At 66.1% G+C, this 20,670-nt stretch carries 20 protein-coding genes; 7 read left to right on the top strand and 13 right to left on the bottom strand.

The window, feature by feature from the left end:
- Window positions 1–18: 18 nt before the first annotated feature.
- The 4 genes from LQ956_RS06250 to LQ956_RS06235 all read left to right on the top strand — a co-directional run bounded on the left by LQ956_RS06250 (window position 19) and on the right by LQ956_RS06235 (window position 4,761).
- Window positions 19–684, top strand: coding sequence for a DUF1007 family protein (locus LQ956_RS06250; protein ID WP_238629409.1), 666 nt, complete (start codon window positions 19–21; stop codon window positions 682–684).
- Complete coding sequence (locus LQ956_RS06245; protein WP_238621750.1) at window positions 672–1,757, top strand: nickel/cobalt transporter; 1,086 nt, start codon at window positions 672–674, stop codon at window positions 1,755–1,757. Before LQ956_RS06250 ends, LQ956_RS06245 begins: the two co-directional genes overlap by 13 nt.
- Window positions 1,758–1,815: 58 nt before the next feature.
- A complete protein-coding gene (locus tag LQ956_RS06240) occupies window positions 1,816–2,340 on the top strand; it encodes a pseudouridine synthase (protein ID WP_238621771.1) in 525 nt (174 codons plus the stop codon).
- Window positions 2,341–2,703: 363 nt separating this feature from the next.
- Entirely contained in the window at window positions 2,704–4,761 is a 2,058-nt protein-coding gene (locus tag LQ956_RS06235) for a transglycosylase SLT domain-containing protein (protein WP_238629408.1), read from the top strand.
- 186 nt (window positions 4,762–4,947) lie between these two features.
- On the opposite strand, the gene LQ956_RS06230 is transcribed toward LQ956_RS06235, so the two are convergent.
- The 4 genes from LQ956_RS06230 to LQ956_RS06215 are packed head-to-tail and all read right to left on the bottom strand — an operon-like array spanning window position 4,948 to window position 9,159.
- Window positions 4,948–5,832, bottom strand: coding sequence for a fructosamine kinase family protein (locus tag LQ956_RS06230; RefSeq protein ID WP_238629407.1), 885 nt, complete (start codon window positions 5,830–5,832; stop codon window positions 4,948–4,950).
- Entirely contained in the window at window positions 5,829–6,413 is a 585-nt protein-coding gene (rsmD, locus tag LQ956_RS06225; protein ID WP_238629406.1) for a 16S rRNA (guanine(966)-N(2))-methyltransferase RsmD, read from the bottom strand. Before rsmD ends, LQ956_RS06230 begins: the two co-directional genes overlap by 4 nt.
- Window positions 6,413–7,738 carry a M16 family metallopeptidase gene (locus tag LQ956_RS06220; protein WP_238621754.1) on the bottom strand — a complete coding sequence of 442 codons (1,326 nt, stop codon included), beginning with the start codon at window positions 7,736–7,738 and terminating at the stop codon, window positions 6,413–6,415. The genes rsmD and LQ956_RS06220 overlap by 1 nt, the downstream gene beginning before the upstream one ends.
- A gap of 56 nt (window positions 7,739–7,794) precedes the next feature.
- On the bottom strand, window positions 7,795–9,159 hold the full coding sequence (locus LQ956_RS06215; protein WP_430733393.1) for a M16 family metallopeptidase: 1,365 nt from the start codon (window positions 9,157–9,159) through the stop codon (window positions 7,795–7,797).
- 383 nt (window positions 9,160–9,542) lie between these two features.
- On the opposite strand from LQ956_RS06215, the gene ftsY reads away from it, so the two are divergent.
- Genes ftsY through ftsX form a run of 3 tightly spaced genes read left to right on the top strand, consistent with a single transcriptional unit; the run spans window position 9,543 to window position 12,295 of the window.
- Complete coding sequence (ftsY, locus tag LQ956_RS06210) at window positions 9,543–10,658, top strand: signal recognition particle-docking protein FtsY (protein WP_238629479.1); 1,116 nt, start codon at window positions 9,543–9,545, stop codon at window positions 10,656–10,658.
- A 12-nt stretch (window positions 10,659–10,670) separates the two neighbouring features.
- Complete coding sequence (ftsE, locus tag LQ956_RS06205) at window positions 10,671–11,339, top strand: cell division ATP-binding protein FtsE (protein WP_238621756.1); 669 nt, start codon at window positions 10,671–10,673, stop codon at window positions 11,337–11,339.
- Window positions 11,336–12,295, top strand: a complete 960-nt coding sequence (gene ftsX / locus LQ956_RS06200; protein WP_238629404.1) for a permease-like cell division protein FtsX — start codon at window positions 11,336–11,338, stop codon at window positions 12,293–12,295. The genes ftsE and ftsX overlap by 4 nt, the downstream gene beginning before the upstream one ends.
- Window positions 12,296–12,694: 399 nt before the next feature.
- On the opposite strand, the gene rpoH is transcribed toward ftsX, so the two are convergent.
- The 9 genes from rpoH to ccoO all read right to left on the bottom strand — a co-directional run bounded on the left by rpoH (window position 12,695) and on the right by ccoO (window position 20,654).
- Window positions 12,695–13,552 carry an RNA polymerase sigma factor RpoH gene (rpoH, locus tag LQ956_RS06195; protein WP_238621758.1) on the bottom strand — a complete coding sequence of 286 codons (858 nt, stop codon included), beginning with the start codon at window positions 13,550–13,552 and terminating at the stop codon, window positions 12,695–12,697.
- 108 nt (window positions 13,553–13,660) lie between these two features.
- Window positions 13,661–13,816 (bottom strand): hypothetical protein, encoded by a 156-nt coding sequence (locus LQ956_RS06190; protein ID WP_238621773.1) that lies wholly within the window; start codon window positions 13,814–13,816, stop codon window positions 13,661–13,663.
- Window positions 13,816–14,013 (bottom strand): cbb3-type cytochrome oxidase assembly protein CcoS, encoded by a 198-nt coding sequence (ccoS, locus tag LQ956_RS06185; RefSeq protein ID WP_238621759.1) that lies wholly within the window; start codon window positions 14,011–14,013, stop codon window positions 13,816–13,818. Before ccoS ends, LQ956_RS06190 begins: the two co-directional genes overlap by 1 nt.
- Entirely contained in the window at window positions 14,013–16,502 is a 2,490-nt protein-coding gene (locus LQ956_RS06180) for a heavy metal translocating P-type ATPase (protein WP_430733392.1), read from the bottom strand. The genes ccoS and LQ956_RS06180 overlap by 1 nt, the downstream gene beginning before the upstream one ends.
- On the bottom strand, window positions 16,499–17,326 hold the full coding sequence (locus LQ956_RS06175) for a FixH family protein (protein WP_238629402.1): 828 nt from the start codon (window positions 17,324–17,326) through the stop codon (window positions 16,499–16,501). The genes LQ956_RS06180 and LQ956_RS06175 overlap by 4 nt, the downstream gene beginning before the upstream one ends.
- A 21-nt stretch (window positions 17,327–17,347) precedes the next feature.
- Complete coding sequence (gene ccoG / locus LQ956_RS06170) at window positions 17,348–18,742, bottom strand: cytochrome c oxidase accessory protein CcoG (protein WP_238621762.1); 1,395 nt, start codon at window positions 18,740–18,742, stop codon at window positions 17,348–17,350.
- Window positions 18,743–18,760: 18 nt separating this feature from the next.
- Window positions 18,761–19,705, bottom strand: coding sequence for a cytochrome-c oxidase, cbb3-type subunit III (gene ccoP, locus LQ956_RS06165; RefSeq protein ID WP_238621763.1), 945 nt, complete (start codon window positions 19,703–19,705; stop codon window positions 18,761–18,763).
- A complete protein-coding gene (locus tag LQ956_RS06160; RefSeq protein ID WP_238621764.1) occupies window positions 19,702–19,899 on the bottom strand; it encodes a cbb3-type cytochrome oxidase subunit 3 in 198 nt (65 codons plus the stop codon). The genes ccoP and LQ956_RS06160 overlap by 4 nt, the downstream gene beginning before the upstream one ends.
- A 20-nt stretch (window positions 19,900–19,919) precedes the next feature.
- Window positions 19,920–20,654 carry a cytochrome-c oxidase, cbb3-type subunit II gene (ccoO, locus tag LQ956_RS06155; RefSeq protein ID WP_238629401.1) on the bottom strand — a complete coding sequence of 245 codons (735 nt, stop codon included), beginning with the start codon at window positions 20,652–20,654 and terminating at the stop codon, window positions 19,920–19,922.
- Between the last annotated feature and the right edge of the window lie 16 nt (window positions 20,655–20,670).

Here is a 20,670-nt window from a genome sequence, read left to right as displayed (position 1 = left end):
TATCGGCAGACACCACCCATGCCTCACCCAGGACTCCAACGCCCCCTGCGCACCCTCTGTTGCCTGCTGCTGACCCTGTCGGCGGTGACCTTCAGCCCGGCCGGAGCCCACCCTCATGCCTGGATCGACCTGGAGGTGACCGCCGTGTTCGACGACACCGGCCATGTGACCGGGCTGCGCCAGACCTGGCTGATGGACCCCTTCTACAGCGTCTTCCTGCTGGACGAGATGGCTCACAATGCCACCGGCGACACCCGGGAAGAAAAGCTGGCGGACATCGCCCGGCAGGTGATCGAAAATCTCACCGAGTACCACTTCTTCACCGAAATCCATCACGGCGAACAGCTCATCCGCGACGTGCGTGCCGAGGCCCCCACCCTCAAAGAGATCAACGGGCGCCTGGCGCTGAGCTTCACCCTGCATTTCCAGACTCACGTGGACCCCGCCCGGGCGTCGCTGCGTTATGCCGTCTTCGACCCCACCTATTTCATTGAAATCCTGCACGCCGAAAACACCGTGCCCCATCTGGAGGGCGGCACGGAGCGCTGCGAGATCCGCATCCACCAACCCCGCCCCGATCCGGTCCTGGTGGCCAGGGCCATGGCCCTGGACTACGACCAGACCGGTGACCCGGACCTGGGCAAGCACTTTGCCGAACGCGCCGAAATCCGATGCTCCGACTGATCCTCCTTTGTCTGGCGGCCCTGTTGCTGCCCCTCCACGTCCATGCCTCCCCACTGACCGGAGGGGGAGCGCCGGCGGCCGCACCCGCCCAGCCGTTGATGTTGTTCGAAGATGAAGCCCGAGCGGAACCGGGTCTGCGGGATCGCATGGTGGCCTGGGTCATCACCCAACAGCGCCAACTGCACCGCCGACTGGCCGACGGCATGCAGCAGGTACGGGAGAACCCCGGCCCCACCAGTGCCGGGGCGCTGATCCTGGTGAGCTTTCTCTACGGCGTCTTCCATGCCGCCGGCCCCGGCCACGGCAAGGCCGTCATCACCACCTACCTGCTCACCCACCGTCAGCACCTGCGGCGCGCCCTGAGCCTGTCCTTTGCCTCGGCCATATTGCAGGGGGTCACCGCCATCGCGCTGGTATCCGGCGTCCTGCTCATCGCCGGCATGGCCGCCCGTGAAGCCATGGGCCGGGCCTACCTGCTGGAGCAGATCAGCTTCGCCCTGGTGGCCCTGCTGGGGGCCTGGCTCAGCCTGCGGGCGGTGCGCGGCTATCTGCGGCTGTATCGCGCACCGGCACCGGCGCCGGTCCGACTGCAACCGCTCACCGTCACGCCCCCGGCCGGTCATGGCCTGCGCTCCGCCCTGCCCCGGGACGTGACCCACCCCCACGGCCCCGGCTGCGGTTGTGGTCACGCCCACCATGTCACGCCCCGGCAGGCGGCCGAAGCGGGCAGTCTACCCGCCATGATCGCCACCATCGTGGCCGTGGGCATCCGTCCCTGCACCGGCGCCATCCTGGTGCTGGCGGCCGCCCATCTGCTGGGCCTTTGGCCGGCCGGCATCGTTGCCGTCCTGGCCATGTCCCTGGGCACGGCCATCACTGTGTCCATTTTGGCCATCCTGGCCGTCAAGGCCCGCCATCTGGCGATCCGGCTGGCGGGCGGCGGCGAACACCGGGGCATGATCTGGGTGGGCCAGACCATCACCCTCGCCGGGGGATTACTGATCCTGGGCCTGGGCCTGCTGCTGTTCACCGGCAGTCCGGGCAGCGCGGGAAGTCACCCCCTTGGTCTCTAGGCACAGATCCGCCCCCCGGCGGCCCGTCCGGAAACCGCAGGATCGACCCACCCGCGTCATCCTGCTGAACAAGCCCTACGACGTCCTCACCCAGTTCACCGACGGCCAGGGCCGCCGGACCCTGGCCGACTTTGTTCCCATCCCCGGTGTCTACGCCGCCGGCCGGCTGGACCGGGACAGTGAGGGCCTGGTGGTCCTGACCAATGACGGCCGCCTGCAGGCCCGCATCACCGATCCGGCCCATCACATGAGCAAGACCTACTGGGTGCAGGTGGAAGGGGTGCCCGACCTCGAAGCCCTGCACACCCTGGAGACAGGCGTGACGCTCAAGGACGGCCTCACCCGCCCGGCCGAGGCACGGATCATGGGTGAACCGGCGGGACTCTGGCCGCGGGACCCGCCCATCCGCGAGCGCAGGCACATCCCGGTCACCTGGCTGGAACTGACGATCCATGAAGGCCGCAACCGGCAGGTACGGCGCATGACCGCGGCGGTGGGCCACCCCACCCTGCGCCTGATTCGCCAACGGATCGGCGCCTGGACCCTGGACGGACTGGCGCCGGGACAGTGGCGGGAGGCCTGAAGATCCGGCAACGGCAGGCCACCTCTTGCACGACCCGGGATTGCCACTTAAAGTCGCATCTTAAGAAGGGTTCGGAATACGCCGAGAAGATTAAAAGCACGTCATTCCCGCGAAAGCGGGAATCTCGGAACACCGTCGTCATTCCCGCGAAAGCGAGAATCTCAGAACACCGCCGTCATTCCCGCGAAAGCGGGAATCTCGGAACACCGTCGTCATTCCCGCGAAAGCGGGAATCCAGTAACACACTGACAATTATGGGGACCCCCGCTTTCGCGGGAATGACGGAAAGGGGCTTGCTCGATGTTCCTCCAAGGTCGCCATTTCCCCAAGCATACGCCGGTCCACCCGGAAGGGGTTCTTTCCATGTCTTCGCGCCGCCTGGCGGGCTATCTGCTCCCGCTACTCATCCTCCTACCCGGCCTCCTGGCCGCGGCCCCCGCCACGGGCACCGACGCCCAGCGGGAGCGCTTCCTGCAGACGGAACGTGCCCTCCAGCAGGGCAATCGCACCGCCTTCCAGCAAGGGATACGGGAACTGCAGGACTATGCCCTGCTGCCCTACCTGATCCACGCCGACCTCAATGCCCGGTTCCCGCGGATCGAACCGGGCGAACTGGACCGGTTCCTGGAACGCTGGGGCGACAGCCACCTGGGCCACCGCCTGCGCACCCGCTGGCTCACCCACCTGGCCGGCCAGGGGCGCTGGGAAGACTACCTGCGCCATTACCAGGGCGGTCTCGGGGCTACCCACACCTGCCAATATCACAACGCCCTGCTCAGGGCCGGCCGCCGTGACCAGGCCCTGGACGGGGTGGAAACCCTCTGGCTGGTGGGTCGTTCCCAGGTCAGTGAATGTGACCCGGTGTTCAACGCCTGGCGGGAAGCCGGTGGTCTCACCTCCCAACTGGCCTGGGAACGCTTCCGGCTGGCGATGGAGGCCGGCCAACCCGGACTGGCCCGATATCTGCGCCGCTACATGCCCGAGGGTGACCGGATCTGGGCCGACCGCTGGCTCAGCCTCTACGAAGACCCCACCGGCCTGACCCGCATCCAGTGGCGCGCCGATGCCCACCCGGGCGCCCGGGACGCCATCGTCCACAGTTTCAACCGGCTGGCCCGACGCGATCCCCGCGAAGCCCTGACCCTGTGGGAGTCCGACCGGCGCGACTGGGGCATGGCCCGGGAGGATGCCTATGAGACCCGGCGCTTCATCGCCCTGCGCCTGACCTTGCGGGAAAAACAGGGTGCCCTGCCCCACCTGGCCACCCTGCCCGACGCCGTATTCGACGACCTGCTGCGGCAATGGCAACTGCGGGCAGCCCTGGCCAAGGGCGATTGGGAAACCGTGGCCAAGGCCGTCACCCACATGAGCGGCGAGGCCCGGCAGGAAGCCGCCTGGCGCTACTGGCATGCCCGCGCCCTGGAGCAGCTGGGAGACCAGCGCGGTGCCCGGACCCTCTACGACGGCGTCAGCGAGGAACGCAACTTCTATGGTTTCCTCGCCGCCGACCGTCTGGAGAGACCCTACCGCATCGGCCACCGTCCGCTGGACGTCACCCCCGACCGCATGGCAAGAGTCGCCCAGGACCCGGCTCTGGCCCGTTCCCTGGAAATGCTCGCCCTGGGCCGCATCATCGACGCCCGGCGGGAATGGATGCACCTGCAGAATCGCCTGCAGCAGCGGGACCGGGGCGACCTGGAAGCCCTGGCCCTGATCGCCGGACAGGTTGGCTGGCATGACCGGGCCATCTTCGCCGCCGCCCGCGCCCAACGCTTTGACGACATCGACCTGCGCTTCCCCCTGGCCCATGCGCCCCTGATCATGGAAAAGGCCACGGTACAGGGCATCAACCCGGCCTGGGCCATGGCGGTGGCCCGCCAGGAAAGCGCCTTCATGCAGGACGCCCGCTCCCATGCCGGGGCCATGGGTCTGATGCAGATCATGCCGGACACCGGCCGCGCCATGGCCCCCCATGTGGGCGCCACGGTCAGCAATCCCATGCAACTGCTGGACCCGGACCTGAACGTGAGCATCGGCACCTATTACCTGCGTCGTAACCTGGACAACTTCGGCGGCCATCCCATGCTCTCCACGGCGGCCTACAACGCCGGGGCCGGACGCGTCCGTTCCTGGTTGCCCCGGGACGCGGAAGTCCCCGCCGATGTATGGGCCGAACTGATCCCCTTCTCCGAGACCCGGGATTACGTCAGGCGGGTGCTGGCCTACAAGATCCTCTATGAAGTACGCCTGGGCATGAGCCCCACCACCCTGAGCAGCATCCTGCCCCCGGTGACGCCCGCCGCCCGCCTGAGTCAGTCCCAGGTGCAGCACCAGGCCCGCTGGAGCGGCGCCAACGGCGGCCGCACGGCGGTGAATGATTATTGCGACGCGCCGGGGTATACCGACACGCCCTGCCTGTAAACCGTAACAGGATCGTCTGCCGCCTCCGCTTACCGGGTTCTGAACACGTCATTCCCGCGTAAGCGGGAATCCAGTGGCATACTGAAAATTCTGGACTCCCGCTTGCGCGGGAGTGACGGGCGAAATTAGAAAGCAACGGATGGAGTCAGGGAGTAGTAACTCAAGGGCAGCGGCTCAGCGCCTCCCTTACCCCACCTCGGCCAGCAACCGCCGGGCCACCCGCTCCGACTGCCCGGCATAACCCCCGCCGAACAGATTGAAGTGATTGAGCAGGTGATAGAGGTTGTACAGATCCCGCCGCACCCGATAGCCCGGGTCCAGAGGCCAGGCAGCCCCGTAAGCGGCATAGAACTCGGGTCCGCAGCCGCCGAACAACTCGGTCATGGCCACGTCCGCCTCCCGGTCACCGTAATATACCGCCGGATCGAAGATCACCGGCCGTCCCTCCCGGTCGGTGTCGTGGTTCCCACTCCACAGATCCCCGTGCAGCACCGAGGCCGTCGGCCGGTAACCCTGGAACAAGGCCGGCAATCCCTCCATCAGCCGTGCCACGGCATCGATCAGACCCGCCCGTCCTCCTCCCGCCTCTGCCGCCCGCCGGATCTGGAAACCCAGTCGGTGCTCCCGATAGAACGTTACCCAGTCATCGCACCAGGTGTTGATCTGCGGCGTACTGCCGATGGTGTTGTCCCGGTGCCAGCCGAACCGGGGGGCCGCATGCCGATGGAGGGCCGCCAACTGTTCCCCGAACCGGGCCGTGCGTGACGGGCCACCCAGAGGGACATGCTCCATCACCAGGTAACTGCGCCCCTCGATCACCCCGTGGCACAGGGGCTCGGGCACCCGGATCGCCCCCGGCGCCCGCAGGGCCAGCAGGCCTTCCGCCTCGGCGGCGAACATGTGGACCAGATCCGGACGATTGAGCTTGACGAAGAAACTGCGGCCGTCCTGCCCCTGCAGCACGGCGGTTTCATTGATGCAGCCCCCAGCGGCACCGCGCCGATCCTTGAGCACGAAGGGGCTACCGGAGGCCCGGGCGATCTCGCGGCAGAGAGCGGGCAAAAGGGTCATGCCGCCACCAGCCTGCCGAACACTTCGCCGGCCCGGGTCTCCCGCAACACCGTCCACCCCGCCGGTAGTTCCGTCTCCGGCTCCGACAGGGCCTGCTCCAGATACAGGCGCGCCCCGGGCCGCAGCAGGCCGGGACGGCTCAGATGCGCCAGACAATCGGGCAACAGCCCCTTGCCGTAGGGCGGGTCCAGAAACACGAGGTCGAAGGACTCGTCACAGGCGGCCAGATAGGCCAGTCCATCTCGTGCCATGACCTGGATCCGGTCCGTCCCCAGGGCCTCCACCTGAGTCTTGAGGTGCGCGGCTATCCGAACATCCCGCTCTACCATCACCACCCGCGATCCCCCCCGGGAAGCCGCCTCAAACCCCAGCGCCCCACTGCCGGCAAACAGGTCCAGACAGTGGGCACCCTGGATCACCGGCTGCAGCCAGTTGAACAAGGTCTCCCGCACCCGGTCCGGGGTGGGACGCAGGCCGGGGCCGTCGGGCACCGGCAACCGACGGCTGCGCCACTCACCGCCGATGATGCGCAGACGCCCCGGCGCACCCCGCCGGGGCTGCTTCGATATCCGGGTCTGCATCAACCCTCCCCGCCGACGATGACCGTCACCAGACGCGCCGGATCCACCCGGCGCCCGAAGGCCTCATTCACCGTAGCCGGTTCCAGAGCCTCCACCCGGGCGGTGAAGGTCTCCAGATAATCCAGCGGCAGGCCGTAGAAACCCATCATGGCCACATGATCCAGGATTCCCGAGTTGCTGGCGGTGCGCAGGGGGAAACCGCCGACGATATTGGCCTGGGCAGCCTTGAGTTCATCCTCATCCAGCCCGGACGCCACGAAGTCCTCCAGGGTCCGGCGCATCACCGCCACCGCCTCATCCGCCTGGGTGGCCTGGGTCTGCACCCCCATCAGGAACGGCCCCGCCGCCGCCATGGGTGAGAAATAGCTGTAGACACTGTAGGCCAGCCCCCGCTGGGTACGGACTTCTTCCATCAGCCGGGAGGTGAAGCCGCCCCCACCCAGACGATGATTCCCCACATAGAGGGAGAAATGGTCCGCATCCCCCCGGGCCATCCCGGGGTGGCCCATGAAGACATGGACCTGTTCGGAAGGAAAGTTCACCCGGATGGTCCGACCCGCCTCCGGCATGGCCACCGCGGGGAGCGCCGGGGCCGCCTCACCTGCCGACAGGACCGCGGCGATGCGCTCGGCCAAGGCCTCGGCCTCGGATCGGTCCAGCCCGCCCACCAGGGCCAGGATGCCGTTACGGGCCACGTAGTAGGTCTGATGGAAGGTCTTCAGGTGCCCCGGGGTGATGTCGGCCAGTCCGTCCTCGGTCCCCAGGGGAGAATGGGCGTAGGGGTGTCCGGCATAGACCGTCTCGAAGAAGGTGCGGCCGGCAATGGCCCCCGGGTTCTGCTGCTGGGCCTGCAGGGAGACCAGCGCCTGACGTCGGGCCCGGTCCAGGCCCCGCTGGGAAAACACGGGTTGGCCAACCACGGTGACGAAGGTCTCCACCGCCGTCTCCAGCCAGTCGGGTTCGGTCAGGCTGCGCAGGTTGAGGATGGCCATGTCCCGCTCGGAAGCGGCCCCGAACTGGGCGCCCACCCCTTCGAACCGCTCCGCAATGGTATCGGCATCCCAGTCACCGGCACCATCCTGCAGCAGGGTGTTGGTCAGGCGGGCCAGGCCGGGGTGATCACCGTCCCGGGCACTGCCGGCATTGAACACCAGCCGTGCATCCACCATGGGCAGGGCCGGAGAAGGCACGAAGTAAACCTTGAGGCCGTTTTCCGTCTCCCAGTGCTGGACCGCGGAGTCGGCCGGAGCCGTCATGGGCACGAGCAGCACCAGCAGGAGCAGCCCCGTCCAGCCGGGGCGTGACAGGCGGGAAAATGTCGTCATGTCAGGGTTCCTTTAACGTAAAAATCGCGCGTAGCACGCACTTGCGAATCAGGAAATCAGCGCAGATGGCCTTCGAAATACCCCGGCGGATCGTCCGGATCGATGGGCAACGGGTCCAGCCAGGCCACCGTGCGCCGGTCCGCCTCGAAATAGCGCCGGGCCACTGCCTGCACCTGTTCCGGCGTCACCGCCCGGATACGCTCGGCAAATTCATCCCCCAGCTGCCAGGGCAGCCCCACGCTCTCCAGCATCCCCAGGCGCATGGCCTGCCCCTGGATCGAATCCAGGCGATAGACCTCCCGAGCCACCACCTGGGCCTTCACCCGCTCCAGCTCGGCGGTGCTCACGGGTTCATCCTTCAGACGTTCCAGGGCCTTGGTCAGGGCGGCCTCCACCTCCGCCCGCTCCACCCCGGCGGACGGGGTGGCACTGAGCATGAACAGGGTATCCAGTCGGGACAGGGGGCTGTAACCGGCCCCGGCGGAGGCCACCAGCTCACTTTCACGCACCAGTTCCCGGGAGAAACGGGCACTCTCGCCGCCGTCCAGCACCCCGGCGGCCACCTGCAGGGCATAGGGCACCCAGTCTTCCTCGGCGGTCATGATCACCGGCACCTTGTAACCCACCAGCAGATAGGGGACCCGTGCCGGCGCCCGTACCGTGATCCGCCGCTCACCCAGCTGCGGGGTCTCGGTGCGGGATTTCACCGCCGGTAGATCCCGCGCCGGGATGGGGCCGAAATGGGTCCTGGCCAGGTCGTGCACGGCCTCCGGCGCCACGTCTCCCACCACCACCAGGATGGCGTTATTGGGGGCATACCAGCGGTCATACCAGTCCCGCAGATCGGCCACCGTGTACTCATCGATGTCCGCCATCCAGCCGATCACCGGAATCCCGTAGGGACTGCTCAACCAGGCGACGGCATTGAAGTGCTCGAAGGTCAGGGCGTTGGGATTGTCCTCGGTCCGCAGACGCCGTTCCTCCCGCACCACCCGCATCTCCTGGATGAACTCATCTTCCGGCAGGGTCAGATTCCGCATCCGGTCGGCCTCCAGCGCCAGGGCCGTCCCCAGATGCTCGGTGGCCAGCTGCTGGAAATAGGCGGTGTAGTCCCGGCTGGTGAAGGCATTCTCCCGTCCCCCCAGCGCGGCGATGGTGCGGGAAAACTCCCCGGCGGGACGGGCTTCGGTGCCCTTGAACATCATGTGCTCCAGGGCGTGGGAGATCCCGGTGATGCCCCCGTGCTCATGACCGGACCCCACCCGATACCAGACCATGGAAGACACCACCGGCGCCCGCTGGTCCGGCAGCACCAGCACCTTCATGCCGTTATCCAGCATGAACTCATGGACGTTGCTCCCGTCATCGGCCGTGAGCCATCCGGGCAGCAGCAGGAACAGCAACAGACATACCCTCGTCATCTTCTGTTTCATTTCGGCAGACGTCCCTCAGTGGTAGGATGTGCGTTCTTGAACACCGTAGACCTCATCAGCGCATGTTCGGTTTCCGCAAGAAGAAAAAGCCCGTAGACCAGCCCAAGCAGGCTGTCGAACCCGTGGAGTCCCTGGAAATCATCGAGGGGCTTGAGATCATCAGGCCCCCCGAGGGTATCAGGTCCCCCCGGGACCGGGGCAAGGCCGCGCCGCAACCCGGAACGGCACCATCGACACCCGCCGGGCCGCCCCCCCCACCGGTGATCACGCCCCCGGCAGCACCGGTGATTGAACCGACCGCCAGGCAGCCGGAACCCGCCAAGGCACCGGTGATTGAGCCGGTCGCTCCCGGGCCGGAAACACCCAAGCCGATGGCACCCGCCACGGCAGTGGCCCCGGCGGCTTTGAAAACCGCACCCGAGATCAAGGCCGAAGCCCGGCCGCCGGTCGCCCCGAGCGGTCTGCCGAAAATCCCGGACGCGGCACCACCCGGGGCGGAGGCCGAGAAGCGAACAGAGCCTGAAAAGGTCGAGAAGGCCGATACAGGCGAAGAAACCTCGAAATCGGGCCTGTTCTCCCGCCTGCGCAAGGGGCTGTCCAAGACCTCCTCCAACCTCACCGAAGGCATGGCGGGTCTGGTCCTGGGCAAGAAGGCCATTGATGACGAGCTGCTGGAAGAACTGGAAACCCGGCTGCTCATGGCCGACGTGGGCATCGAGGCGACGGAAACCATCCTGGAAGGTCTCACCCGGCGGGTCGCCCGCAAGGAACTCAAGGATGCGGACGCCCTGGTCAAGGCCCTGGAAGGGGCCATGGTGGACGTGCTCAAGCCGGTGCAGAAGCCTCTGGTGATCGACGCCGGGAAAAAGCCTTATGTGATCCTGGTGCTGGGCATCAACGGTGCCGGCAAGACCACCACCATCGGCAAGCTCACCCACCATCTGCGCCGGCAGGGCAAGTCGGTCATGCTGGCGGCCGGTGACACCTTCCGGGCCGCCGCGGTGGAGCAGCTGCAGACCTGGGGCGAGCGCAACCAGGCCACGGTGATCTCCCAGGGCCAGGGTGCGGATTCTGCGTCAGTGATCTTCGATGCCTGGCAGGCCGCCAAGGCCCGGGGCATGGACGTGCTCATCGCCGATACCGCCGGTCGTCTGCATACCCAGTCCAACCTGATGGACGAGCTCAAGAAGGTGAAGCGGGTGATCCAGCGCCAGGCTCCCGACGCCCCCCACGAGGTCCTGCTGGTGGTGGACGCGGGCACCGGCCAGAACGCCCTCAACCAGGCCCGGGAATTCCATCAGGCCATGGATCTCACCGGCATCGCCGTCACCAAGCTGGACGGCACCGCCAAGGGCGGCATCCTGTTCGCCATCGCCGAACGGGTGGGTGTGCCGGTGCGTTTCATCGGGGTGGGGGAAAAGATCGAAGACCTGCGGGAGTTCAATGCCGAAGACTTTGCCAGGGCCCTGCTGTCGGCTCGTGAATAGGTCCATGGCCTCATGATCCTGCTGCGCAACGTCACCAAGCGCTACCCCAACGGCCATGAGGCCCTGTCCCGGATCAACCTGAGTCTGGACCGGGGCGCCATGGCCTTCCTCACCGGCCACTCCGGGGCCGGCAAGAGTACCCTGCTCAAACTCATCTCGCTGATCGAGCGCCCCAGCCGGGGCCAGATCGTGGTCAACGGTCAGAACCTGGAATCTTTGTCCGGTCGTCAGGTGCCCTACTTCCGGCGCCAGATCGGCATCATCTTCCAGGATCACCACCTGCTCCACGACCGCAGCGTCTTCGACAACGTGGCCCTGCCCCTGGTGATCCAGGGCTACCGGCAGCCGGAAATCGCCCGTCGCGTCCGCGCCGCCCTGGACAAGGTGGGGCTGCTGCACAAGGAGAACGCCGAACCCGTCACCCTGTCCACCGGCGAACAGCAGCGGGTGGGTATCGCCCGCGCCGTGGTCCACAAGCCCGCCATCCTGCTGGCGGACGAACCCACCGGCAACCTGGACCCTCACCTGTCCCGGGAGATCATGCAGCTGTTCCTGCGCTTCAATCAGGTGGGTACCACGGTCCTGGTCGCCAGCCACGACCTGAACCTGATCTCGTCCCTGGGCAAGCCCATGGTGCATCTCAATGAAGGCCGCCTCCAGCGCCGGGAGGCGGAGGCATGAAACGCCGTCGCGCCCTGACCCTACCGCCGGTCCATGCCCGGTTTCAGGCCTACGGCATCAACCATCTGCGGGCCCTGGTGTTCAGCCTGGGCAAGCTCTACCGTGCCCCCTTCTCCAGCGCCCTGACCCTGCTGGTGATCGCCGTCGCCCTGACCCTGCCAACCCTCTTTCATGTGGTGTTGAACAATCTTCAGCAAGTCAGCCCCCAGTGGTCCCAAACGGCGCAGATCTCGGTATTCCTCCAGGATTCAGTGGCGGATGAACAGCTGCCGGCCCTGGCCACCCGCCTGGCCCAACGCCCCGACGTGGCCGTGGCCCTGCCCGTCACCCGCGCCGAGGCCCTGGAGGAGTTTCGTGCCCATTCCGGCTTTGCCGAGGCCCTGGACACCCTGGGCGAAAATCCCCTGCCGCCCCTGATCCTGGTGACACCGGCGCTGGAGCACGGCTCCACAACAACCCTGGAAGGGCTGGTCAACGCCCTGAACAACATGCCGGAGGTTTCCCGGGCGCTCATGGACCTGCAATGGGTACAGCGCCTGTTTTCCATCATGGAGATGCTGCAGCGCGCCACGCTCGTGCTGTCCCTGCTGCTGGGATTGGGGGTATTGCTGGTGGTGGGCAACACCATCCGGCTGGACGTGCAGAATCGACGGGAAGAGATCGAGGTAGCCAAGCTGGTGGGGGCGACGGACGCCTTCATCCGGCGTCCGTTTCTTTATGGTGGGCTGTGGCTGGGACTGGGAGGCGCCATGCTAGCGGTGGTGATCGTGACCATCACCATCCTGCTGCTGTCCGGGCCGGTGCAGGCCCTGTCGCAGCTCTACGGTGGGGAATGGCGCCTCGGCGGCCTGGGTTTTCAGGGCACCCTGGCCCTGCTCGGGCTGGGCGCGCTGCTGGGACTGGCGGGGTCATGGATCACGGTGAACCAGCACCTGCGCCACATCGAACCCCGTTAGGCATATTCCAAACACACCCATTCCCGCGAAAGCCTCACGCGTTACCGTAAAGCCTCACGCATCCTCGAAAAATCCCACGGCATTCCCATGGAAGTCCCGCGTCATCCCCATGGAAGTCCCGCGCTATCCCCGCAAAGTCCCACGTCATTCCCGCGGAAGCGGGAATCCAGTGACAGACTCACAAACCCTGGACTCCCGCCTTCGCGGGAGTGACGAGTGAATGACGCATTCCCGCAAAGTCCCACGTCATTCCCATGAAAATCCCACGGCATCCCCATGGAAGTCTCGCGTCATCCCCGCAAAGTCCCACGTCATTCCCGCGGAAGCGGGAATCCAGTGACAGATTCACAAACCCTGGACTCCCGCCTTCGCGGGAGTGACGAGTATCTGGAGCCGGAGTTAAGCCGCCATCGCCTGACGCAACTTGCGAATGGAATTGCTTTCAAGCTGCCGAATCCGCTCCGCCGACACCCCGTACTCCGCCGCCAGTTCGTGGAGGGTCGCCTTCTCCTCCGCCAGCCAGCGGCGCGCCAGAATGGCCCGGCTGCGCTCGTCCAGGGCGGCCAGAGCCTGCTGCAGGCGGGCCTGGTGATAACTGTCCCAATCGGTGCGTTCCATCAACGTCGCCGGATCACCCTCGTGATCCATCAGCACATCCGCCGGGGCGGCGGTATACGTACCTTCATCATCCGGTTCCGGATCAAAACATACGTCACGGCCGGCCAGGCGGGACTCCATCTCCATCACTTCCCGGGCGGATACCCCCAGGTCATTGGCCACGGTCTCCACCTCATCCTGACTGAACCAACCCAGACGCTGCTTGGCGCCACGCAGGTTGAAGAACAGCTTGCGCTGGGCCTTGGTGGTGGCCACCTTGACGATGCGCCAGTTACGCAGCACGAATTCATGGATCTCGGCCCGGATCCAGTGGACGGCAAAGGAGATCAGGCGCACATTCATGTCCGGATCAAAGCGCTTGACCGCCTTCATCAGGCCGATGTTGCCTTCCTGAATCAGGTCACCCAGATTCAGGCCGTAGCCGGAATAGCCGCGGGCGATATGGACCACAAAGCGCAGGTTATGCATCACCAGCTTGCGGGCGGCCTCCAGGTCCTGTTCGTCCCGCAGGCGGCGGGCCAGGGCCTGCTCTTCCTCGGCCTCCAGTACCGGCAGCCGGATGACGGCCGAGATGTAGCTGTCCAGATCCCCGACCGGGACAGCAAGGTGGCTGGCTGCCGGAGTCAGTGCGGTTGTCATGGATTGCGATCCTCCCCAATTCCAAGCGGAATGCTGCGAGTTTAGCACTCGCGAGGTTGGAGTGCTAACCGTGATGAAGAGTTCCCACCCCCTCACCCCAACCCCGGCTCAACGCCCGAACACAATCACGGACAGAAAACTCAGCCACGACACCACAACCAGCACCACAATGAACGTCATGGCCGCATTGTCAAAACTGAACATGGGGTGATTCAGCACCGGCAGACGCCGCAGCGCCCGCCCCCACTCGATCAACTTGTTCATCACTCACCCTCCCCGGAACCGGGTTTGTCATCCCGACGACGGCGCGGAATCCGCGGGTCATCGTCATCCATCAGGATCCGATGCGCCGGACCCTCCATATCGTCGTACTGACCGGATCGCACCGTCCACAGGAACGCCGCCAGGGCCAGGCCGAGAAAAATCATCCCCAGGGGGATCAGAATGTAGAGCATTTCCATCAGCGTGAATCCCGTAACCGCAATGCATTCACCACCACCACCAGCGAACTCAAGGACATCCCCAGGGCCGCCAGCCAGGGCGTGAGCAGTCCCGCCGCCGCCACCGGCAGCGCCAGGGCGTTGTAACCGATGGCCCAGCGGATGTTCTGCCGGATCACGGCCACCGTCTCCCGGGCCTTGTCCACCCCGGCCGGCAGCACCCCGGGCTGATCCCGATACAGGATCATGTCCGCCCCCGACTGGGCCAGCTGCGTCCCGCCCGCCATGGCCACCGACACATGGGCCTTGGACAGCACCGGGGCATCATTGACGCCATCCCCCACCATGGCCACCACCCGGCCTGCCGACTGCAACGCCTCCAGGGCCGCCAGCTTGTCCGCCGGAGACAGGCCGCCCCGGGCATCCTCGATCCCCAGTTGCCAGGCCAGAAAGGACACCGCCACCGGGGCATCCCCCGAAAACAGATGCACGGTGATGCCCCGAGCCTTGAGTCCCGTCACCGCTGCCAGGGCATCCGGGCGGGTACGGTCCTCCAGCACGAAGGCCGCCAGCAGGCCCTGATCGTCGCCCAACACCACATGCCCCGCATGGGGCCATTGCCCGACCAGACGCGCCAGACGTGGGTCATCGACGGCATCGGGGCCGAGCTCACGGACAAAACCCGGCGCGCCGATGCGCAGCCGACGGCCCCGGACCACCCCTTCCATGCCCCGGCCGGGATGGGCGCGGATCTCTCCGGCGGCCTCTATCGGCCCCGATCCGCCACCCGCCCCGACCCGCTGAAACACCCGCCCCACCGGATGCTCGGAACCGGCCTCCAGGATGCGGGCATATTTCAGGCAACCGGCCTCATCCACATCCCCCAGCACCGCCACCGTCCGCAGGCTCAGGCGTCCCTCGGTCAAGGTCCCGGTCTTGTCGAACACCACATCCGTGATCCCGGCCAGGTGTTCCAGGGCCTGCCCCCGGGCCGTCAACAGGCCGCGGCCGGTCAGTGCCCCGGTGGCCGCCGTGATCGCCGCCGGGGTGGCCAGGGCCAGGGCACAGGGACAACTCACCACCAGCATGGTCACCATCACCCAGAAGGCGCGGGCAGGATCCACCCACAGCCACCACACCAGCCCCGTCACCAGGGTCAGCAACAGGACCGCCCCCACGAACCAGCCCGTACCCCGTTCCGCCAGCCGGGCCATGGGGGGCTTTTCCGTCTGCGCCCGCGCCAGCAGGCGCTGGATGGATGAGAGCACCGTCTCCTGCCCCACCTGGTCCACCCGCATCACCAGCGGGCTTTCCACATTCACCGTGCCGCCCACCAGGGTATCCCCCGCCGACCGGCGCCGGGGCAGGCTCTCGCCCGTGAGTAAAGACTCGTCCACGCTGGAGGTCCCCAAGAGCACCACCCCGTCCGCCGGCACCGGCGCCCCCGGCCTGACCCGCACCCGGTCTCCGGGCAGCAATTCGGTCACCGGCACCTCCTCATCGCCCGTCTCCCCGATACGGGTGGCCACCGTCGGCAGCAGGCGCCCCAGGGATTCGGTGGCCTGACCTGCCCGCTGACGGGCCGCCATCTCCAGATACCGCCCGGTGAGCAGGAAGAACACGAACATGGTTACCGACTCGAAATACACATGTTCCGGATGCCCGGTCACCGTGGCCCAGGCGCTGGCGACAAAGGTGGAACCGATGGCCAGGGCCACCGGCACGTCCATCCCCAGGCGTCGCCGACGCAGGTCCCGCCAGGCGGACACAAAGAAACCGGCCCCGGCATAGAACACCACCGGTGCCGCCACCAGCATGGCCACCCAGCGCAGGAACTGCATCATGTCGTCCTGGCCGGGCACCCCATGGCCCAGCCACAGGGCCACGGCGATCATCATCACCTGCATCATCCCCAGGCCTGCCACCGCCAGACGCCGCAAGGCCCGGTCCCGCTCCTTGCGAAAGACCGCCTCCCGGCGTCCGGGATCAAACGGATGGGCCCGGTAACCGATCTCCGTGATGGCCCTCAGGATGGCGCTGAGGCTGATCCGGCTCTGATCCCATCGCACTCGGGCGCGATGGGTGGAATAGTTCACGGCAAAAGACACCACCCCCGGCAAAGCCTGCACATGACGTTCACTCAGCCAGACGCAGGCGGCACAGACGATGCCCTCCAGCATCAGCGAGGCCTCCCGCAAATTCCCCGACGTCACATGCACAAAACTGCGCTGTACCTGCTCGCTGTCGTAGAGGGCCAGGGCATCCAGGGCCGCGGCGGGATCCGGCGGGGCGCCGGCCTTTTCCGTGCGATGGCGGTAATAATCGGCCAGACCGGCATCGATGATGGCCGCCGCCACTGCCCGGCAACCGGGGCAGCAGAAGGCCTGTGCTTCCCCCTCCACGGTCAGGCTGAAATCCGTGCCTGCGGGCACCGGCAGGCCGCAGTGAAAGCAGGACCGAGCCGCGCCCGGCGTGCCCGCCTCAAAGGCGGATTGCAGGATCACGTTCACCCTTCACGCACCGAGGTCATGCCCCGCTGTTCGTGCAGGGCCTCCCCCCGGCGGACCTGCAGCAGCAGATCCCAGCGGCCGGGAGCGGGAAAGCGCAACCGGGCCTGATACAGGCCGGGACCGATTTCGGTCATGTGGAAGGGCTGATCCAGGCGCTCATCGGAGGGGCGCATGAACTCCCCCGCCACCAGCGCCCGGCTGACCGGCGCACCGGTACGGTCCGTGACCTTCACCTGGAAGATGCTGTCCCTGTCCAGACGGGGGGCCTCCAGCCAGCCCTGACGCACCTGCCAGCCCCGCTCGGCCTGGATCCGGGCCTGTTCCATGTACTTCTGGGCCAGGGCCTGATTCTTGTGGGAGATGTGGGCGGCGGTGCCGGGAAAGAAGGACGTCACCTGTTCGGCCCCGCTGCGGGGTTCGGGCAGGAGTCTCCCCACCATGCCGCTGGGCATGCCCTGGTGGGCCAGGGTCACGAGGATGCCGTTCACGGTGGCGATGACGATGAAGAAGCCCACGATGGCGGCGGGTGCCCAGTGGATGCGCAGCCGACCGGCCTGCCGGCTGTCGCGAGTCTTCTGGTTTTCCAACTGGGACATGATGATGCCCAGGCCATAGGGGGTGATCATGTAGAGGGCCAGATGGATGGCAAAGACATCGGCGCCAGGCCAGAACACGATGGAGACGGGGATGAACACCAGCAGCACCGCCGCCAGCACCGTGAGGGACACCTGGTAGGCCCGTAGACGAGTGAAGCGGTAGAGGACGAAGAACAGCACCATGGCGGCGCCGACGCCAAGACCCAGGCTGAGGACGAGTGAATCCATGATCGTGTCTCCGGTTAAAACCTATCTCAGTATGAACTGCGATCCCACCAGCACCGGCTCCAGCCCCTCCGGCATCACCGGCACCAGCTCAAACACCAGTACCTGCCGGCGCGCCGCCCCCGTCGGGGCCTGATAACGCACCCGGGCCAGCAATGTGGTCCGATGCTCCGGCATCAGCGTCACTCGCTCGATCCGCCCCATGTCCAGCACCGCCCCGTCCAGCCCCGACACCCGCACCTCCAGAGTCATGGGGTGCTGGGTCTTGTTGTTCACCTTGATCTCGTAACTGTTCTGGATCGAACCATCCGACAGACGCACAAACAGCGGCTGACGGACCTGATTCACCGAGGCATCCAGCGGTGCCTGATGGGCCACCCCCCAGACCAGGAGCGCCGTGATCAGCAACAGCGGCAACCCGTAACCCAGGGTCTTGGGCTTGAGCCACCGGGTCTTGCGGCCCTCCAGGGCATGCTCGGAGGTATACCGCACCAACCCCCTAGGCCACTTGAGGCGATCCATCACCGCATCACAGGCGTCCACGCACAGGCCACAGTGGATGCACTGGTACTGCAGACCGTCACGGATATCGATACCCACCGGACACACCTGTACACAGTAATCGCAGTCGATGCAGTCACCGACCCCGGCGGCCCGGCGCGTCGTCAGGTCACGCCCCCCGGCCCGCAGGGTGGCCCGCCCCGCGGTCCCCTCCCCACGGTCGCGGTCATAGGAAATGATGAGGGTATCCCGGTCGAACATCACACTCTGGAACCGGGCATAGGGGCACATGTAGGTACAGACCTGCTCCCTCAGCACCCCGGCCAGCAGCCAGGTGGTCAAGGTGAGAAACCCGGTGGTCACGTAAGCGGCAAAGGGCGCCTGTCCGGCAAAGAAGGCCGCCGTCAGGGCGGGCGCATCGGCCCAGTAGAGGGTGAAGGTCAGCCCGGTGAGAAAGGCCACCCCCAGCCAGGCGGCATGGGTCGCGCCCTTTTTCAGGAATCGCCGGACAGTCCAGCCCGACCGGTCCAGGCGCATGCGAGCGCCGCGGTCACCCTGGATGCCCCGCTCGATGGCCATGAACACATCGGTCCACAGGGTCTGAAAGCAGAAATAGCCGCAGAAAACCCGCCCTGCCAGCCCGGTGACCATGAACAGCAGCAGGGCCAGGATGATGAGCACCGCCGCCAGCCAGAAGATATCCTGGGGATGGACCAGCAGGTCGAAGAGATAAAAACGCCGGCCGGGGATATCGAACAGCACCGCCTGGTCAGGCCCGAATGCCCGTTCCCAGCGGACCCAGGGCAACAAGAAGAACACCCCGTAGGCCAGAGCCAGAACGGCCCATTTCAGGTTGCGAAAACGGCCCTTGACGCTGCGGGGATAGATGGGAATACGGGCCTGGTATTGCTCGGACATTCAATCTCCATACTGCGGTTAAAGCCCCCCACCCAGTTGATGCACATAGGTGGCCAGCACCCGGATCTCCGCCGGGGAAAGCCGATCACCGAAGGCGGGCATCTCCCGCTGCACCCCGCGCAGGATCAGGTCCCGAACCAGGGCCTGACGCTCGGCATGGCTTTGCGCACCCGTCACATCGATGTTCTGCCAGATGTCGTTGGTCAGATTCGGCGCCCCCTGAGACTTGAGCCCCAGCCCCTCGCGGCCATGACAGGCATAACAGCCGCCCTCGTAACCCTGGTAGATGGACCCGCCCAGGCTCACCTGCTCCGGATCCCCGCCCTCGTGTCCGGCCAGGCTCAGCACATAGGCGGCCACCGCATCGGCCTGCTGGTCATCGAAGGTTTCGCGGTAAGGGGGCATGTAACCCATACGTCCCCGGGTGATGGTCTGTTCGATGGCCTGGATGGTACCGCCCCAGTGCCAGTTGTCGTCCGCCAGGTTCGGATACAGACCGATGATGCCCGCGCCCCCGGTCTGATGACAGGCGGCGCAGAAGTCACCGAAAATCCCCCGGGCATAGGAATTCACGAACGCCAGCATGTCCGTATCGGACAGCACCGTGTCATGGTCCGCCGCCGCGATCACCTGCAGAAACTCCCGCTGACGCACCGCCGCATCACTGGTCTGCATCTCCCGCACCAGCAGCGCCCGGCTGTTCCAGTGGCTACGCTGGGGCTCACCCTCCACCTCGTAATTGATCCAGGAAATCCCCTTGGTATAGGTCCCGGCGATGGGCCAGGCGGGGTACAGCAGCCAGTAGATCAGGGAAAACACCACCGTGGCGTAGAAGCTCCACAGCCACCAGCGCGGCAAAGGGTTGTTGTACTCGCGCAGGTCATCGTCCCAGACGTGGCCGGTGGTTTTCACACCCCCCGGCTTGCCGGAGGCCGACTGCTGCTCGTGTCCGGGTTCGTTCATGACTGTTTCTCGTCTTGGTGCTTTTGATCCGGCTCATCGTCGTCAAAGGGAATGTACCGGTAGGACTCCAGCCGCTCCGACCGCTTGCGGCTGGAAAACAGATAAATCAGGATGCCGACGAAGGTGCTGAAAAACAGCAGCAGGGCCACCATCTTGCTGTTATTGAGATCCGTGATCCAAGACCAGAGATCCATAAGAACCTCCCACATCAAAACTACCTGAATTCCACGAAGTACCCTTCGTCATACCGGGTGAAGTCCACCAGGGTCCCCAACATCTGCAGATAGGCCACCATGGCATCCATCTCCGTGATCCGGGAGGGGTCCCCATCGTAGTTTCCGCGCCGGGCCTGGGCCTCCAGGTTCTCCCGGGCGCGGGTAATGTCCAGTTGCCGTGCCGTCTCCTCGCCGAAGCGTTCCACATTGGCGGCAAACTCCTCCTCGGTCAGGGAATAGGGTACCCCGGCGATGCGCAGGGCGCGCATGCGCTGCTCAATGTCGCCATAGCGCAGATCCCGCCGCGCCAGCCAGGGATAGCCGGGCATGATGGACTCGGGCACCACGGCACGAGGCTCGATCAGGTGGCGGACGTGCCAGTCGTTGGAATACTTGCCCCCCACCCGGGCCAGATCCGGTCCGGTGCGCTTGGAGCCCCACTGGAAGGGATGGTCATACATGGATTCCGCCGCCAGGGAATAATGCCCGTAACGCAGCATCTCGTCCCGGAACGGTCGGATCATCTGGGAATGGCAGGTGTAACACCCTTCACGCACGTAAAGATCCCGGCCCCGCAGTTCCAGCGGGGTATAGGGACGCACCCCTTCCACCTCCTCCACGGTATCGTCGATGTAGAACAGGGGCACGATCTCCACCAGCCCCCCGATGCTGATCACCACCAGGGTCAGGGCGATCAGCAGGCCGGCATTGGTTTCTATGGTTTCGTGTTTCATGGCGGTGCAGTTCCCC

This window comes from Ectothiorhodospira lacustris, from assembly GCF_022227845.1.
GTDB classification, from domain to species: Bacteria; Pseudomonadota; Gammaproteobacteria; order Ectothiorhodospirales; family Ectothiorhodospiraceae; genus Ectothiorhodospira; species Ectothiorhodospira lacustris.
The sequence above is the reverse complement of the archived record's forward strand: the minus strand, read 5'-3'. Positions and strand labels throughout refer to the sequence as shown.

Coding starts and splice junctions, on each gene's coding strand:
- LQ956_RS06250 (WP_238629409.1), top strand. CDS start 19: ATGCCTCACCCAGGACTCCAACGCCCCCTGCGCACCCTCTGTTGCCTG.
- LQ956_RS06245 (WP_238621750.1), top strand. CDS start 672: ATGCTCCGACTGATCCTCCTTTGTCTGGCGGCCCTGTTGCTGCCCCTC.
- LQ956_RS06235 (WP_238629408.1), top strand. CDS start 2,704: ATGTCTTCGCGCCGCCTGGCGGGCTATCTGCTCCCGCTACTCATCCTC.
- LQ956_RS06230 (WP_238629407.1), bottom strand. CDS start 5,832: ATGACCCTTTTGCCCGCTCTCTGCCGCGAGATCGCCCGGGCCTCCGGT.
- rsmD (WP_238629406.1), bottom strand. CDS start 6,413: ATGCAGACCCGGATATCGAAGCAGCCCCGGCGGGGTGCGCCGGGGCGT.
- LQ956_RS06220 (WP_238621754.1), bottom strand. CDS start 7,738: ATGACGACATTTTCCCGCCTGTCACGCCCCGGCTGGACGGGGCTGCTC.
- LQ956_RS06215 (WP_430733393.1), bottom strand. CDS start 9,159: ATGACGAGGGTATGTCTGTTGCTGTTCCTGCTGCTGCCCGGATGGCTC.
- ftsY (WP_238629479.1), top strand. CDS start 9,543: ATGGCACCCGCCACGGCAGTGGCCCCGGCGGCTTTGAAAACCGCACCC.
- ftsE (WP_238621756.1), top strand. CDS start 10,671: ATGATCCTGCTGCGCAACGTCACCAAGCGCTACCCCAACGGCCATGAG.
- ftsX (WP_238629404.1), top strand. CDS start 11,336: ATGAAACGCCGTCGCGCCCTGACCCTACCGCCGGTCCATGCCCGGTTT.
- rpoH (WP_238621758.1), bottom strand. CDS start 13,552: ATGACAACCGCACTGACTCCGGCAGCCAGCCACCTTGCTGTCCCGGTC.
- LQ956_RS06190 (WP_238621773.1), bottom strand. CDS start 13,816: ATGAACAAGTTGATCGAGTGGGGGCGGGCGCTGCGGCGTCTGCCGGTG.
- ccoS (WP_238621759.1), bottom strand. CDS start 14,013: ATGGAAATGCTCTACATTCTGATCCCCCTGGGGATGATTTTTCTCGGC.
- LQ956_RS06175 (WP_238629402.1), bottom strand. CDS start 17,326: ATGGATTCACTCGTCCTCAGCCTGGGTCTTGGCGTCGGCGCCGCCATG.
- ccoG (WP_238621762.1), bottom strand. CDS start 18,742: ATGTCCGAGCAATACCAGGCCCGTATTCCCATCTATCCCCGCAGCGTC.
- ccoP (WP_238621763.1), bottom strand. CDS start 19,705: ATGAACGAACCCGGACACGAGCAGCAGTCGGCCTCCGGCAAGCCGGGG.
- LQ956_RS06160 (WP_238621764.1), bottom strand. CDS start 19,899: ATGGATCTCTGGTCTTGGATCACGGATCTCAATAACAGCAAGATGGTG.
- ccoO (WP_238629401.1), bottom strand. CDS start 20,654: ATGAAACACGAAACCATAGAAACCAATGCCGGCCTGCTGATCGCCCTG.